This window comes from Streptomyces sp. NPDC002088 (assembly GCF_040296605.1).
Taxonomy (GTDB): Bacteria; Actinomycetota; Actinomycetes; order Streptomycetales; family Streptomycetaceae; genus Streptomyces.
Genome location: NZ_JBEOXO010000008.1, coordinates 24463 through 37796, shown reverse-complemented (window position 1 = coordinate 37796; position 13334 = coordinate 24463). Strand labels below are relative to the sequence as shown.

The following is a 13334-nucleotide window of genomic DNA, read 5'->3' as shown; positions in this document are numbered from 1 at the left end:
GCGGGAGGTTTCGTCGCCCACGCACACCCGTGACTACGATGGGCCAGCCGGTGGCCAGCAGGGGCCGCTCGGCCACACCGAACCTCGGGAAGGCCATGCTGAACAAGTACGCGCGTGCATTCTTCACGCGTGTCCTCACACCGTTCGCCGCGTTTCTCATCCGTCGCGGCGTCAGCCCCGACACGGTCACGCTGATCGGTACCGCCGGGGTGATGGCGGGCGCGCTGGTCTTCTACCCCCGGGGCGAGTTCTTCTGGGGCACGATCGTCATCACGCTGTTCGTGTTCTCCGACCTCGTCGACGGCAACATGGCCCGCCAGCTCGGCCGTACCAGCCGCTGGGGCGCCTTCCTGGACTCCACGCTCGACCGGGTGGCCGACGGCGCGATCTTCGGTGGCTTCGCGCTCTGGTACGCGGGCAACGGCGACGACAACGTGCTGTGTGCCGTCTCCATCTTCTGTCTGGCCAGCGGCCAGGTGGTGTCGTACACCAAGGCGCGCGGCGAGTCGATCGGCCTTCCGGTCGCCGTCAACGGGCTCGTGGAGCGCGCCGAGCGCCTGGTGGTCTCGCTGGTCGCGGCCGGGCTCGCGGGCCTGCACAAGTTCGGCGTGCCCGGGATCCAGTACCTGCTGCCCATCGCGCTGTGGATCGTCGCCGTCGGCAGCCTTGTCACGCTGATCCAGCGCGTCGTCACGGTCCGCCGGGAGTCCGCGGAGGCGGAGGCGGCCGCGGCCGGGCCGGAGAACGCGTCGCGAGGGAGCGGGGCCTCGAAGTGAGCGCACAGGAGCGGCTGACGGACGCGCTGTACGGCCTCGGCTGGAGCACCGTCAAGAAGCTCCCCGAGCCGGTCGCCGTGCGGCTGGGCCGGACCGTCGCCGACCTCGCCTGGAAGCAGCGCGGCAAGGGCGTGCAGCGCCTGGAGAGCAACTACGCGCGCGTGGTGCCCGACGCGAGCCCCGAGCGCCTCGCCGAGCTCTCGCGCGCGGGTATGCGCTCGTACCTGCGCTACTGGATGGAGTCCTTCCGGCTGCCCGCCTGGAGCGCCGAGCGCGTAAGGAACGGCTTCGCCCCCAAGGACCTGCACCACCTGACCGACGGTCTGGCCTCCGGCCGAGGCGTGATCCTCGCGCTGCCGCACCTGGCCAACTGGGACCTCGCCGGCGCCTGGGTCACCACCGAGCTTCAGACGCCCTTCACCACGGTTGCCGAGCGTCTGAAGCCGGAGACCCTGTACGACCGCTTCGTCGCCTACCGCGAGGGCCTGGGCATGGAGGTCCTGCCGCACAGCGGCGGCTCCGCCTTCGGCACGCTGGCCCGGCGGCTGCGCGACGGCGGCCTGGTCTGCCTGGTCGCCGACCGGGACCTGTCCGCCTCCGGCGTCGAGGTCAAGTTCTTCGGGGACACGGCCCGGATGCCGGCCGGCCCCGCCCTGCTCGCCCAGCAGACGGGCGCGCTACTGCTCCCCGTCACACTCTGGTACGACGAGTCGCCCGTCATGCGGGGCCGGGTTCATCCCCCGGTCGAGGTACCCGAGACAGGTACCCGGGCCGAGAAGACGTCTGTCATGACACAGGCGCTGGCCGATGCCTTCGCCACCGGCATCGCCGACCATCCGGAGGACTGGCACATGCTCCAGCGTTTGTGGCTCGCCGATCTCGACCCCGCCTCTTCTCCTACCAGGGGGACCGAGTGAGGATCGGGATCGTCTGCCCGTACTCCTGGGACGTGCCGGGCGGCGTCCAGTTCCACATCCGCGACCTCGCCGCGTACTTCATCCGCCTCGGCCACGAGGTGTCGGTCCTCGCGCCCGCCGACGACGACACCCCCCTGCCGCCGTACGTCGTCTCGGCCGGCCGCGCGGTCCCGGTGCCGTACAACGGGTCGGTGGCCCGTCTGAACTTCGGCTTCCTGAGCGCCGCGCGCGTGCGCCGCTGGCTGCACGACGGCGAGTTCGACGTGATCCACATCCATGAGCCGACGTCGCCGTCGCTGGGCCTGCTGGCCTGCTGGGCGGCGCAGGGGCCGATCGTGGCCACCTTCCACACGTCCAACCCGCGCTCCCGGGCCATGATCGCCGCGTACTCGATCCTCCAGGCAGCCCTGGAGAAGATCAGCGCGCGGATCGCCGTGAGCGAGTACGCCCGCCGCACCCTCGTGGAACACCTCGGTGGGGACGCGGTCGTGATCCCCAACGGAGTCGACGTCGATTTCTTCGCCGGGGCCGAGCCCAATCCCGAGTGGCAGGGCGACACGATCGGCTTCATAGGGCGCATCGACGAGCCCCGCAAGGGCCTGCCGGTGCTGATGAGGGCCCTCCCGAAGATCCTCGCGGCCCGCCCGCAGACCAGGCTCCTGGTCGCAGGACGCGGTGACGAGGAGGAAGCGGTGGAAAGCCTTCCCAAGGAGCTGCGCTCCCGAGTGGAGTTCCTCGGGATGGTCAGCGACGAGGACAAGGCACGTTTCCTGCGCAGCATCGACCTGTACGTCGCCCCCAACACCGGCGGCGAGAGCTTCGGCATCATCCTCGTCGAGGCGATGTCGGCGGGCGCCCCGGTGCTCGCCTCCGACCTCGACGCCTTCGCCCAGGTCCTCGACCGGGGGGCGGCGGGAGAGCTCTTCGTCAACGAGGACGCCGACGCGCTGGCCGAGGCGGCGGTACGCCTGCTGGCCGACCCGGCCCGCCGCGCCGAGCTGCGGGCGCGCGGCAGCGCCCACGTACGGCGCTTCGACTGGTCGACGGTCGGCGCGGACATCCTGTCCGTGTACGAGACGGTCACGGCGGGGGCCGCCGCGGTGGCGACGGACGACCGGAGCCCGGGGCTGCGGGCGCGGTTGGGGTTGGCTCGGGACTGAACGGGCGGGAGCGGCGACTGCCTGACGGAGCCGGGTGGGGGAGCCTGTCCGGCAGGGGCCGGGTGAGGGCGTCCGCCTGACGGCCGCCGGCCGCCCCCGCCCCGGTAGCCTTGCCGCCCGTGACCGCAACCCTCATCTGGATCCTCGTCGTCCTCGTGGCGATCGGCCTCTACCTCAGCTGGACCGCGGGCCGGCTCGACCGGTTGCACGCGCGGATCGACGCGGCCCGTGCCGCGCTCGACGCCCAGTTGCTGCGCCGGGCCTCCGTGGCCCAGGAACTGGCGACCTCCGGGGTGCTAGACCCGGCCGCCTCGATCGTGCTGTACGAGGCCGCGCATGCCGCTCGGCAGGCGGAGGAGGAGCAGCGCGAGGTAGCCGAGAGCGAGCTGAGCCAGGCGCTGCGCGCCGTGTTCGCGGATCCGCAGCAGGTCGAGGCCGTACGCGAGGCCCCCGGGGGAGAGGCGGCGGCCCGCGAACTCACGGAGGCCGTACGCAGGGTCCCGATGGCCCGGCGCTTCCACAACGACGCCGTGGGAGCGGCACGCCGACTCCGGGAGCACCGTAAGGTGCGCTGGTTCCGGCTGGCCGGGCACGCCCCCTTCCCCATGGCCTTCGAGATGGACGACGAGCCGCCGGCCGCCCTGGCCGACCGCTCGGTTTAGGGTGCGGCCGCTCAAAAGGATCCACCGCCTTTCCATTGGCCCTTGCTGTGGCCTGGTCCAATCCCGTTTCCTCAGTGCTGCAGAAATCCTCTTCACCGAGTGAGGTCAACCCGTGTCCAGCACGATCCCCACCCCCGCCCAGACCCCCGAGACCGGCACGGCCCGCGTGAAGCGCGGCATGGCCGAGCAGCTCAAGGGCGGTGTGATCATGGACGTTGTCAACGCCGAGCAGGCGAAGATCGCCGAGGACGCGGGCGCCGTGGCCGTCATGGCCCTGGAGCGGGTCCCGGCCGACATCCGCAAGGACGGCGGCGTGGCCCGGATGTCGGACCCGAACATGATCGAAGAGATCATCGAGGCCGTCTCCATCCCGGTCATGGCCAAGTCCCGCATCGGCCACTTCGTCGAGGCCCAGGTCCTGCAGTCCCTCGGCGTCGACTACATCGACGAGTCCGAGGTCCTCACCCCGGCCGACGAGGTCAACCACTCCGACAAGTGGGCGTTCACGACCCCCTTCGTCTGTGGCGCCACCAACCTCGGCGAGGCCCTGCGCCGCATCGCCGAGGGCGCCGCCATGATCCGCTCCAAGGGCGAGGCCGGCACCGGCAACGTCGTCGAGGCCGTCCGCCACCTGCGCCAGATCAAGAACGAGATCGCCAAGCTGCGCGGCTACGACAACAACGAGCTGTACGCCGCCGCCAAGGAGCTGCGCGCCCCGTACGAGATCGTCAAGGAGGTCGCCGAGCTCGGCAAGCTCCCCGTGGTGCTGTTCTCCGCCGGTGGGGTGGCCACGCCCGCGGACGCCGCACTCATGCGCCAGCTCGGCGCCGAGGGCGTCTTCGTCGGCTCCGGCATCTTCAAGTCCGGCGACCCGGCCAAGCGCGCCGCCGCCATCGTGAAGGCGACCACCTTCTACGACGACCCGAAGATCATCGCGGACGCGTCCCGCAACCTGGGCGAGGCCATGGTCGGCATCAACTGCGACACCCTCCCCGAGGCCGAGCGCTACGCCAACCGCGGCTGGTAACCACCGATGAACGAAGCACCTGTGATCGGCGTCCTGGCCCTCCAGGGCGACGTACGGGAGCATCTCATCGCCCTGGCCGCGGCTGATGCCGTGGCCAGGCCGGTGCGGCGCCCTGAAGAGCTCGCCGAGATCGACGGCCTCGTCATCCCCGGCGGCGAGTCCACGACCATCTCCAAGCTGGCCATCCTCTTCGGAGTGATGGAACCCCTCCGCGCGCGCGTGCGGGCCGGTATGCCCGTCTACGGCACCTGCGCGGGCATGATCATGCTCGCCGACAAGATCCTCGACCCGCGCTCGGGCCAGGAGACGATCGGCGGCATCGACATGATCGTGCGCCGCAACGCCTTCGGACGGCAGAACGAGTCCTTCGAGGCGTCGGTCGACGTCAGGGGAGTCGAGGGCGATCCTGTAGAGGGCGTCTTCATCCGCGCCCCCTGGGTGGAGTCCGTCGGCGCCGAGACCGAGGTGCTCGCCGAGCACGGCGGCCATGTCGTCGCGGTTCGCCAGGGCAACGCGCTGGCCACGTCGTTCCACCCGGAACTGACCGGCGACCACCGCGTGCACTCCCTGTTCGTCGACATGGTCCGCGCGAACCGGGTGGCAGAGTCCTTGTAGGATCTCTGGCGTTCGTATCTGGATGGGTAACGCGAAGGAGACAGGCAGATGTCCGGCCACTCTAAATGGGCTACGACGAAGCACAAGAAGGCCGTGATCGACGCCAAACGCGGCAAGCTCTTCGCGAAGCTGATCAAGAACATCGAGGTCGCGGCCCGGATGGGCGGCGTCGACATCGAGGGCAACCCGACTCTCTACGACGCCATCCAGAAGGCGAAGAAGCAGTCGGTCCCGAACAAGAACATCGACTCCGCGGTCAAGCGCGGTGGCGGTCTCGAGGCCGGTGGCGCCGACTACGAGACGATCATGTACGAGGGCTACGGCCCGAACGGCGTCGCGGTGCTCATCGAGTGCCTCACCGACAACCGCAACCGCGCCGCCTCGGACGTCCGCGTCGCCATGACCCGCAACGGCGGCAACATGGCCGACCCGGGCTCGGTGTCGTACCTCTTCAACCGCAAGGGCGTCGTGATCGTCCCCAAGGGCGAGCTGACCGAGGACGACGTCCTCGGCGCCGTCCTGGACGCCGGTGCCGAGGAGGTCAACGACCTCGGTGAGTCATTCGAGGTCCTCAGCGAGGCCACCGACATGGTCGCGGTCCGCACGGCCCTTCAGGACGCCGGTATCGACTACGACTCCGCCGAGGCCAACTTCGTCCCGACCATGCAGGTCGAACTGGACGAGGAGGGCGCCAAGAAGATCTTCAAGCTGATCGACGCGCTCGAGGACAGCGACGACGTGCAGAACGTCTTCGCCAACTTCGACGTCAGCGACGAGGTCATGGAGAAGGTCGACGCCTGAGCGCGCCGGACAAGCGAAGGGCCCGCCGAAGTCCTCTTCGGCGGGCCCTTCGTCGTTCGGTGTCAGATCAGCCGTCGATGCTCTTCACGTCGCCGGTGTGCTTGAGGCTGCCTTTGCCGTCGGCGGCGACGTTGGCGGCCTTCATGTATTCCACCTGGCCGTCCTTCCACCAGATGTTGATGGTCGCCTTGTGGTCGCAGATGTTGTGGAAGTAGACGGTCGTGGTCGAAATGCCGTCGGCCCACGACCAGTTGAAGCAACCGCTGCGGCCGGTGTGCTTGGAGTCCGCCGCCGCCTGTGCGGGAGTCGCGACAGCCATGCCGGCCAGCAGGACGGACGCGGTCACGGCAACCTTCGCTATGGAGCGCATTGATTCCCCGATTTCTTGTGTGATGTGGTCGATGCGAACGTCAGTTCGCTGAAACGCGCGCAGTGGTCAGCTGTTCGCGTCGCTCCGGAAGCTATAAGTGATCAAGAGTGCGAGGCAATGTGCGAGGCGATGGCAAAGGGCTACCGCCGACCCGCTTTCTCGTGACTTGTCGGATATCGCGGATCATCTGCAGATGATCCTTTGCCTTTGCTTTGAACAGTGAGTGGGGCCTGGGCCTCCTGTGGGGCGCTCCCGGTCCGGTCCGGGCCGCGGCGCGTTGTCGGTGCCGCCGGATAGCCTGACGCAGCAGGACGGACAGGGGCGAGGAGGGGAAGGAGCGAGGTGCGCGTACTCGGTGTGGATCCAGGGCTGACCCGATGCGGTGTCGGGGTCGTCGAGGGGGTCGCGGGACGGCCGTTGACGATGTGCGGCGTCGGTGTCGTCCGTACGCCCGCGGACGCGGACCTGGGCCACCGTCTCGTGGCCATCGAGCGGGGCATCGAGCAGTGGCTGGACGAGTACCGGCCCGAATTCGTCGCCGTCGAGCGGGTGTTCAGCCAGCACAACGTACGGACGGTGATGGGCACGGCCCAGGCCAGCGCGGTCGCCACGCTCTGCGCGGCCCGGCGCGGCATCCCCGTCGCCCTGCACACCCCCAGCGAGGTCAAGGCCGCCGTCACCGGCAGCGGTCGTGCCGACAAGGCACAGGTCGGGGCCATGGTGACCCGCCTGCTGCGGCTCGACGCACCGCCCAAGCCGGCCGACGCGGCCGACGCCCTCGCCCTCGCCATCTGCCACATCTGGCGCGCCCCCGCGCAGAACCGACTCCAGCAGGCCGTCGCCCTGCACGCATCGAAAGGCCGTACGGCATGATCGCCTTTGTGAGCGGCACGGTCGCCGCACTCGCTCCCGACGCCGCCGTGATCGAGGTGGGCGGAGTCGGCATGGCCGTCCAGTGCACGCCGAACACGCTGTCCACGCTGCGGCTCGGACAGCCTGCCAAGCTCGCCACCTCCCTCGTCGTACGGGAGGACTCGCTGACGCTGTACGGCTTCGCGGACGACGACGAGCGGCAGGTCTTCGTGCTGCTGCAGACGGCGAGCGGTGTCGGCCCGCGTCTCGCCCAGGCGATGCTCGCCGTGCACACCCCGGACGCCCTGCGCCGGGCCGTGGCCACAGGCGACGAGAAAGCCCTCACCGCCGTCCCCGGCATCGGCAAGAAGGGCGCCCAGAAGCTCCTGCTGGAGCTGAAGGACCGCCTGGGCGCGCCGACCGGCGCTCCCGCCGTGGGCACGGCGATCACCAACGGCTGGCGCGACCAACTGCACGCCGCCCTCATCGGCCTCGGATATGCCACCCGCGAGGCGGAGGAGGCCGTATCCGCCGTGGCCCCCCAGGCCGAGGCCGCCGGCGGCACGCCGCAGGTGGGCCAGCTCCTGAAGGCGGCCTTGCAGTCCCTGAACCGAGCCCGCTGATCCGCGGCGACCGTACCCGCCGAGCGACCGCGCCCCGATGAAACCCGAGGCACATTCCATGAACCGCGACCAAGCGCATGCCGCCCCGATCGGCCTGGGGTGCACGCTTCCAGCAGGCCGACTCCGGACCCGCTGATCCGCAGACCCTGCCCCCACTGAGCCACCGCGCCCCCTCCTGAGACCCCGAGGCACACTCCATGAACTGGGACGACACGACCGACACCTCCGCCGCCGAGCTGCTCGGCGGCGCCGCGGAGCGGCTGGTGGGCCCTGTCGCCGACCGTGAGGACCAGGCCGTCGAGGCCGCCCTGCGCCCCAAGGACCTGGGCGAGTTCATCGGCCAGGAGAAGGTCCGCGAGCAGCTCGACCTGGTCCTGCGCGCCGCACGCGCGCGTGGCGCCACCGCCGACCACGTGCTGCTCTCCGGCGCCCCGGGCCTCGGCAAGACCACCCTCTCGATGATCATCGCGGCCGAGATGGGCGCCCCCATCCGCATCACCAGCGGCCCCGCCATCCAGCACGCGGGCGACCTGGCCGCGATCCTGTCCTCCCTCCAGGAGGGCGAGGTCCTCTTCCTCGACGAGATCCATCGCATGTCGCGGCCCGCCGAGGAGATGCTCTACATGGCGATGGAGGACTTCCGCGTCGACGTCATCGTCGGCAAGGGCCCCGGCGCCACCGCCATCCCCCTCGAACTGCCCCCCTTCACCCTGGTCGGCGCCACCACGCGCGCGGGCCTGCTGCCGCCCCCGCTGCGCGACCGCTTCGGCTTCACGGCGCACATGGAGTTCTACGAGCCGGCCGAGCTGGAGCGCGTCATCCACCGCTCGGCGAACCTGCTCGACGTCGAGATCGACACCGACGGCGCCGCCGAGATCGCCGGCCGCTCCCGCGGTACGCCCCGCATCGCCAACCGACTGCTGCGCCGCGTGCGCGACTACGCGCAGGTCAAGGCCGACGGCTTCATCACGACGGAGATCGCCGAGGCGGCCCTGGCGGTCTACGAGGTCGACGCCCGCGGCCTGGACCGCCTCGACCGGGCCGTCCTGGAGGCACTGCTGAAGCTGTTCGGCGGCGGCCCGGTCGGCCTGTCGACGCTGGCGGTCGCGGTGGGGGAGGAACGTGAGACCGTGGAGGAGGTCGCCGAACCGTTCCTCGTCAGGGAGGGACTGCTCGCCCGCACCCCCCGCGGACGGGTCGCCACCCCTGCGGCCTGGGCGCACCTCGGTCTCACCCCGCCTCGCTCCGCAGCCGGGGGAAACGGACAAGGGGACCTGTTCGGGGCGTGACGGCGCGGGCATTGGCAGGGTCAGGAACCCTGGTGCCATGCTGAGCGTTGTTCCATGCACGCGGACTCGCTTAGACTCCGCCGATGCCGCCTCTGTCGGCGGTACACATACCCCCAACCATCAGGCCGCTCACCACCGCGGTCGTGTGAAGGAAGTTCCGACCCGTGAGTCTCGTGACCCTCCTCCCGTTCATCGTGCTCATCGGGGCCATGTTCCTGATGACTCGGTCAGCCAAGAAGAAGCAGCAGCAGGCTGCGCACATGCGCAATGAGATGCAGCCCGGCAGCGGCGTCCGCACCATCGGGGGGATGTACGCGACGGTCAAGGAGGTCAACGAGGACACGGTCCTCGTCGACGCCGGCCCGGGTGTGGAGCTCCTGTTCGCGAAGAACGCGATCGGCGCCGTCCTGACGGACGACGAGTACAACCGCATCGTCCACGGCGTCGAGCACGACCTGAAGTCCGAGGTCGTCCCTGACGACGCCTCCTCCCTCACCGAGGCCGACGAGCCCGCCGACGAAGCTGCCGCCGCCTCCGGCGACAAGTCCGTCGACCTCGGCAAGAAGGACGCGGCCGAGGAGCCGTCCGACGACGCCGAGGCCACAGAGGCCGCCGAGGCGAAGACGGACGAAGAGCCGAAGAAGACCGACGGCGACTCCGACGCGAAGTAGGCCTGACCCGGGACACGCGGGACTGGTCCGCGTGTCCCGGGCGTGCATCTCGCAGGGGGTCCCGACACCATGTCATGGCTGCTGCCGCGCTGACCCGGCGCGGAGCGGCCCGAGAGGGAGTACGAGAAGGTGGCAGCACCTAAGAAGGGCCGGAGCGCGAGCGCCCAGAGCAAGCCGGGGCGCTCGCTGGCCCTGATCCTGATCGCCATCGTGGCGCTCACCGGAGGGATGTTCGCCTCCGGGCACACGACTCCGCGTCTCGGCATCGACCTGGCCGGCGGTACGAGCATCACGCTCGAGGCGGTCCCGGAGCCGGGCCAGGAGTCCGCGATCAACAAGACCAACATGGACACCGCGGTCGACATCATGAACCGCCGTGTCAATGGTCTTGGCGTCTCGGAGACCGAGGTCCAGACGCAGGGCACGCGGAACATCATCGTCAACATCCCCAAGGGCACGAACTCCGAGGAGGCCCGGGCACAGGTCGGTACCACCGCCAAGCTCTACTTCCGTCCGGTCCTCGCGACCGAGATCTCCGCCGGCGCCGCGACGGCCAGCCCGTCGCCGAGCGCCTCCAGCAGCTCTTCGAGCAAGGCGACCGACAAGGCGACCTCGTCCTCGTCCCCCTCCAGCTCCGCGACCCCGTCGTCGAGTGCCACCTCGCAGGGACGTGCGGTCACCGACGCCCTGAAGGCCGACTCCACGCCGTCGGCGAGCAGCTCGGCGTCCAGCAGCGCGACGGCCTCCGCCTCCCCGTCCGCCAGCAGCTCCACCGATGCCGCGACCGCCAAGCTCGAGGCGCAGTACACCGCGCTCAACTGCGCGGACGAGAAGGCCCGCGCCGCGGCCGGCCAGGGTGCCAAGCCCGAGGACGCGACCGTCGCCTGCGGCAAGAACTCGGCGAACCAGTGGCAGAAGTACATCCTCGGCCCCGCCCAGGTCGACGGCACGGACGTGAAGAAGGCCCAGGCCATCTACAACACCACGACCGCCGCGGGCTGGACCGTCACCATGGAGTTCACGTCCAAGGGCGCCAAGAAGTTCGGCGACATCACCGGTCAGCTGGCCCAGCAGACGTCCCCGCAGAACCAGTTCGCCATCGTCCTGGACGGTGAGGTCGTCTCCGACCCGTCCGTCAGCGAGGCGTTGACCGGCGGCAGCGCGGAGATCTCCGGCAACTTCGGCCAGGAGGAGGCCCAGAGCCTCGCCAACATGCTGTCGTACGGTGCCCTGCCGCTGACCTTCAAGGAGCAGAGCGTCACCACGGTGACCGCCGCCCTCGGTGGCGACCAGCTGCACGCCGGTCTGATCGCCGGCGCCATCGGCCTCGCGCTGGTCATCATCTACCTGGTGCTCTACTACCGGGGCCTGTCGCTCATCGCGATCGCCTCGCTGCTGGTCTCCGCGGCCCTCACGTACGTGATCATGTCGCTGCTCGGCCCGACCATCCACTTCGCGCTGAACCTGCCGGCGGTCTGTGGTGCGATCGTCGCGATCGGTATCACAGCGGACTCGTTCATCGTGTTCTTCGAACGCATAAGGGACGAGATCCGCGAGGGCCGCACGCTGCGCCCCGCCGTCGAGCGGGCCTGGCCGCGCGCCCGGCGCACCATCCTGGTCTCCGACTTCGTGTCGTTCCTCGCCGCCGCGGTGCTCTTCATCGTCACCGTGGGCAAGGTCCAGGGCTTCGCGTTCACGCTGGGCCTGACCACCCTGCTGGACGTGGTCGTCGTCTTCCTCTTCACCAAGCCGCTGATGACGATCATGGCCCGCAGGAAGTTCTTCGCGGACGGCCACAGCTGGTCCGGCCTCGACCCGAAGCGACTGGGTGCCAAGCCGCCGCTGCGCCGCACCCGCCGTCCCTCCGCCCCCGCCGAGACGAAGGAGGCGTGAGATGTCGAAGCTCGGCAACCTCGGCGCCCGACTGCACCGTGGCGAGATCGGTTACGACTTCGTCGGCAACCGCAAGATCTGGTACGGCATCTCGATCCTGATCACTATCACGGCCATCCTCGGCCTGACGGTGCGCGGCCTGAACATGGGCATCGAGTTCGAGGGCGGCGCCGTCTTCAACACCCCGAAGACCAGCGTCTCGGTCGCGACGGCGGAGCGGTACGCGGAAGAGGCGTCCGGCCACCAGGCGGTCGTGCAGGAGCTCGGCTCGGGCGGTTCCGACGGCCTGCGCATCCAGATCTCCGGTGTGGACACCGACAAGTCCGACGCGATCAAGAAGGCCCTGTCCAAGGACCTGAAGATCGACTCGGAGGACATCGCCGCGGACCTGGTCGGCCCCAGCTGGGGCGACCAGATCGCCAACAAGGCCTGGGAGGGCCTGGCGATCTTCATGATCCTGGTCGTGATCTACCTGGCGATCGCCTTCGAGTGGCGCATGGCGCTCGCGGCGCTGGTCGCGCTGATCCATGACATCACCATCACGGTCGGCATCTACGCCCTGGTCGGCTTCGAGGTGACGCCCGGTACGGTCATCGGTCTGCTGACGATCCTCGGCTACTCGCTCTACGACACGGTCGTCGTCTTCGACAGCCTCAAGGAGCAGACGAAGGACATCACCAAGCAGACCCGCTGGACCTACAGCGACATCGCCAACCGGTCGATCAACAGCACCCTGGTCCGCTCCATCAACACGACCGTGGTCGCGCTGCTGCCGGTGGCGGGCCTGCTGTTCATCGGTGGCGGTGTGCTCGGCGCGGGCACGCTCAACGACATCTCGCTGTCGCTGTTCGTCGGCCTCGCGGCCGGTGCTTACTCCTCGATCTTCATCGCCACGCCGCTCGTCGCCGACCTCAAGGAGCGCGAGCCGCAGATGAAGGCCCTCAGGAAGCGGGTCCTGGCCAAGCGCGCCCAGGCCGCCGCCGAAGAGGAGCTCGCCGAGTCGCGGTCCGTCGACGTCCTGGACGCCGACGAGCCGGAGGACGCCGCTCCCGCGGTCGTCGGCCCACGCAACCAGCCCACGTCCCGCACCCGGGGCCGTGGCCGACCGTCGGGGAAGCGCCGATGACCGACATCAAGGAACTCCTGCTCAGCAAGATCCGTGACGTGCAGGACTACCCGGAGCCGGGCGTGATGTTCAAGGACATCACCCCACTCCTGGCGGACCCGGCGGCGTTCACCGCGCTCACCGACGCCTTCGCGGAGATCGCCGTGCGCACCGGTGCCACGAAGATCGTCGGCCTGGAGGCCCGGGGCTTCATCCTCGGCGCCCCCGTCGCCGTCCGCGCGGGCCTCGGCTTCATCCCCGTACGCAAGGCGGGCAAGCTCCCCGGAGCCACCCTCAGCCAGGCGTACGACCTGGAGTACGGCTCCGCCGAGATCGAGGTGCACGCGGAGGATCTGAGCGCGCAGGACCGCATTCTGATCGTCGACGACGTGCTTGCCACCGGCGGCACCGCCGAGGCCTCGGTCCAGCTCATCCACCGCGCGGGCGCCGAGGTCGCGGGCGCCGCCGTCCTGATGGAGCTCAGCTTCCTCGCCGGCCGCCCCCGCCTGGAGGCGGCCCTGAACGGAGCCCCGCTGGAGGCACTGCTCACCGTCTGACAGGCGTCGTAAGGCA

The 13334-nt window shown here is 69.8% G+C and carries 15 protein-coding genes; 14 read left to right on the top strand and 1 reads right to left on the bottom strand.

All coding sequences use genetic code 11. The features are described 5' to 3' along the window. Positions 1-38: 38 nt before the first annotated feature. The 7 genes from pgsA to ABT114_RS18645 all read left to right on the top strand — a co-directional run bounded on the left by pgsA (position 39) and on the right by ABT114_RS18645 (position 5958). The gene (gene pgsA, locus ABT114_RS18675) at positions 39-776 is read left to right on the top strand and encodes a phosphatidylinositol phosphate synthase (protein WP_351143832.1); all 738 of its coding nucleotides are present in this window, start codon (positions 39-41) and stop codon (positions 774-776) included. Beyond that, on the top strand, positions 773-1693 hold the full coding sequence (locus tag ABT114_RS18670) for a phosphatidylinositol mannoside acyltransferase (protein WP_351143830.1): 921 nt from the start codon (positions 773-775) through the stop codon (positions 1691-1693). The genes pgsA and ABT114_RS18670 overlap by 4 nt, the downstream gene beginning before the upstream one ends. After that, positions 1690-2853, top strand: a complete 1164-nt coding sequence (locus ABT114_RS18665; RefSeq protein ID WP_351143828.1) for a glycosyltransferase family 4 protein — start codon at positions 1690-1692, stop codon at positions 2851-2853. The genes ABT114_RS18670 and ABT114_RS18665 overlap by 4 nt, the downstream gene beginning before the upstream one ends. A gap of 119 nt (positions 2854-2972) precedes the next feature. Beyond that, a complete protein-coding gene (locus ABT114_RS18660; RefSeq protein ID WP_351143826.1) occupies positions 2973-3515 on the top strand; it encodes a LemA family protein in 543 nt (180 codons plus the stop codon). Positions 3516-3627: 112 nt separating this feature from the next. Continuing rightward, the gene (pdxS, locus tag ABT114_RS18655; protein ID WP_351143824.1) at positions 3628-4542 is read left to right on the top strand and encodes a pyridoxal 5'-phosphate synthase lyase subunit PdxS; all 915 of its coding nucleotides are present in this window, start codon (positions 3628-3630) and stop codon (positions 4540-4542) included. Positions 4543-4548: 6 nt separating this feature from the next. Continuing rightward, positions 4549-5157, top strand: a complete 609-nt coding sequence (gene pdxT, locus ABT114_RS18650) for a pyridoxal 5'-phosphate synthase glutaminase subunit PdxT (RefSeq protein ID WP_351143821.1) — start codon at positions 4549-4551, stop codon at positions 5155-5157. A gap of 48 nt (positions 5158-5205) precedes the next feature. Further along, positions 5206-5958 (top strand): YebC/PmpR family DNA-binding transcriptional regulator, encoded by a 753-nt coding sequence (locus tag ABT114_RS18645; RefSeq protein WP_232651528.1) that lies wholly within the window; start codon positions 5206-5208, stop codon positions 5956-5958. Positions 5959-6025: 67 nt separating this feature from the next. Here the strand turns inward: ABT114_RS18645 and ABT114_RS18640 are convergent, their stop codons facing one another. Further along, positions 6026-6304: a hypothetical protein gene (locus ABT114_RS18640; RefSeq protein WP_351143819.1), complete on the bottom strand. Its 279-nt coding sequence runs from the start codon at positions 6302-6304 to the stop codon at positions 6026-6028. A 366-nt stretch (positions 6305-6670) separates the two neighbouring features. On the opposite strand from ABT114_RS18640, the gene ruvC reads away from it, so the two are divergent. The 7 genes from ruvC to ABT114_RS18605 all read left to right on the top strand — a co-directional run bounded on the left by ruvC (position 6671) and on the right by ABT114_RS18605 (position 13318). Continuing rightward, on the top strand, positions 6671-7201 hold the full coding sequence (ruvC, locus tag ABT114_RS18635; protein WP_351143817.1) for a crossover junction endodeoxyribonuclease RuvC: 531 nt from the start codon (positions 6671-6673) through the stop codon (positions 7199-7201). Then, the gene (gene ruvA, locus ABT114_RS18630; RefSeq protein WP_351143815.1) at positions 7198-7803 is read left to right on the top strand and encodes a Holliday junction branch migration protein RuvA; all 606 of its coding nucleotides are present in this window, start codon (positions 7198-7200) and stop codon (positions 7801-7803) included. Before ruvC ends, ruvA begins: the two co-directional genes overlap by 4 nt. Positions 7804-8000: 197 nt before the next feature. Then, positions 8001-9092 (top strand): Holliday junction branch migration DNA helicase RuvB, encoded by a 1092-nt coding sequence (gene ruvB / locus ABT114_RS18625; protein WP_351143813.1) that lies wholly within the window; start codon positions 8001-8003, stop codon positions 9090-9092. Positions 9093-9256: 164 nt separating this feature from the next. Then, entirely contained in the window at positions 9257-9763 is a 507-nt protein-coding gene (yajC, locus tag ABT114_RS18620; protein ID WP_351143811.1) for a preprotein translocase subunit YajC, read from the top strand. 129 nt (positions 9764-9892) lie between these two features. Further along, on the top strand, positions 9893-11656 hold the full coding sequence (secD, locus tag ABT114_RS18615; RefSeq protein ID WP_351143809.1) for a protein translocase subunit SecD: 1764 nt from the start codon (positions 9893-9895) through the stop codon (positions 11654-11656). 1 nt (position 11657) lies between these two features. Next, the gene (gene secF, locus ABT114_RS18610) at positions 11658-12782 is read left to right on the top strand and encodes a protein translocase subunit SecF (RefSeq protein WP_351143807.1); all 1125 of its coding nucleotides are present in this window, start codon (positions 11658-11660) and stop codon (positions 12780-12782) included. Continuing rightward, positions 12779-13318 carry an adenine phosphoribosyltransferase gene (locus ABT114_RS18605; RefSeq protein ID WP_351143805.1) on the top strand — a complete coding sequence of 180 codons (540 nt, stop codon included), beginning with the start codon at positions 12779-12781 and terminating at the stop codon, positions 13316-13318. The genes secF and ABT114_RS18605 overlap by 4 nt, the downstream gene beginning before the upstream one ends. The last annotated feature ends 16 nt before the right edge of the window (positions 13319-13334 follow it).

What these genes read in the sequence shown, in the direction of transcription:
- pgsA (WP_351143832.1), top strand. Translation starts at nt 39, where the DNA reads ATGGGCCAGCCGGTGGCCAGCAGGGGCCGCTCGGCCACACCGAACCTC.
- pdxT (WP_351143821.1), top strand. Translation starts at nt 4,549, where the DNA reads ATGAACGAAGCACCTGTGATCGGCGTCCTGGCCCTCCAGGGCGACGTA.
- ABT114_RS18645 (WP_232651528.1), top strand. Translation starts at nt 5,206, where the DNA reads ATGTCCGGCCACTCTAAATGGGCTACGACGAAGCACAAGAAGGCCGTG.
- ruvA (WP_351143815.1), top strand. Translation starts at nt 7,198, where the DNA reads ATGATCGCCTTTGTGAGCGGCACGGTCGCCGCACTCGCTCCCGACGCC.
- ruvB (WP_351143813.1), top strand. Translation starts at nt 8,001, where the DNA reads ATGAACTGGGACGACACGACCGACACCTCCGCCGCCGAGCTGCTCGGC.
- secF (WP_351143807.1), top strand. Translation starts at nt 11,658, where the DNA reads ATGTCGAAGCTCGGCAACCTCGGCGCCCGACTGCACCGTGGCGAGATC.
- ABT114_RS18605 (WP_351143805.1), top strand. Translation starts at nt 12,779, where the DNA reads ATGACCGACATCAAGGAACTCCTGCTCAGCAAGATCCGTGACGTGCAG.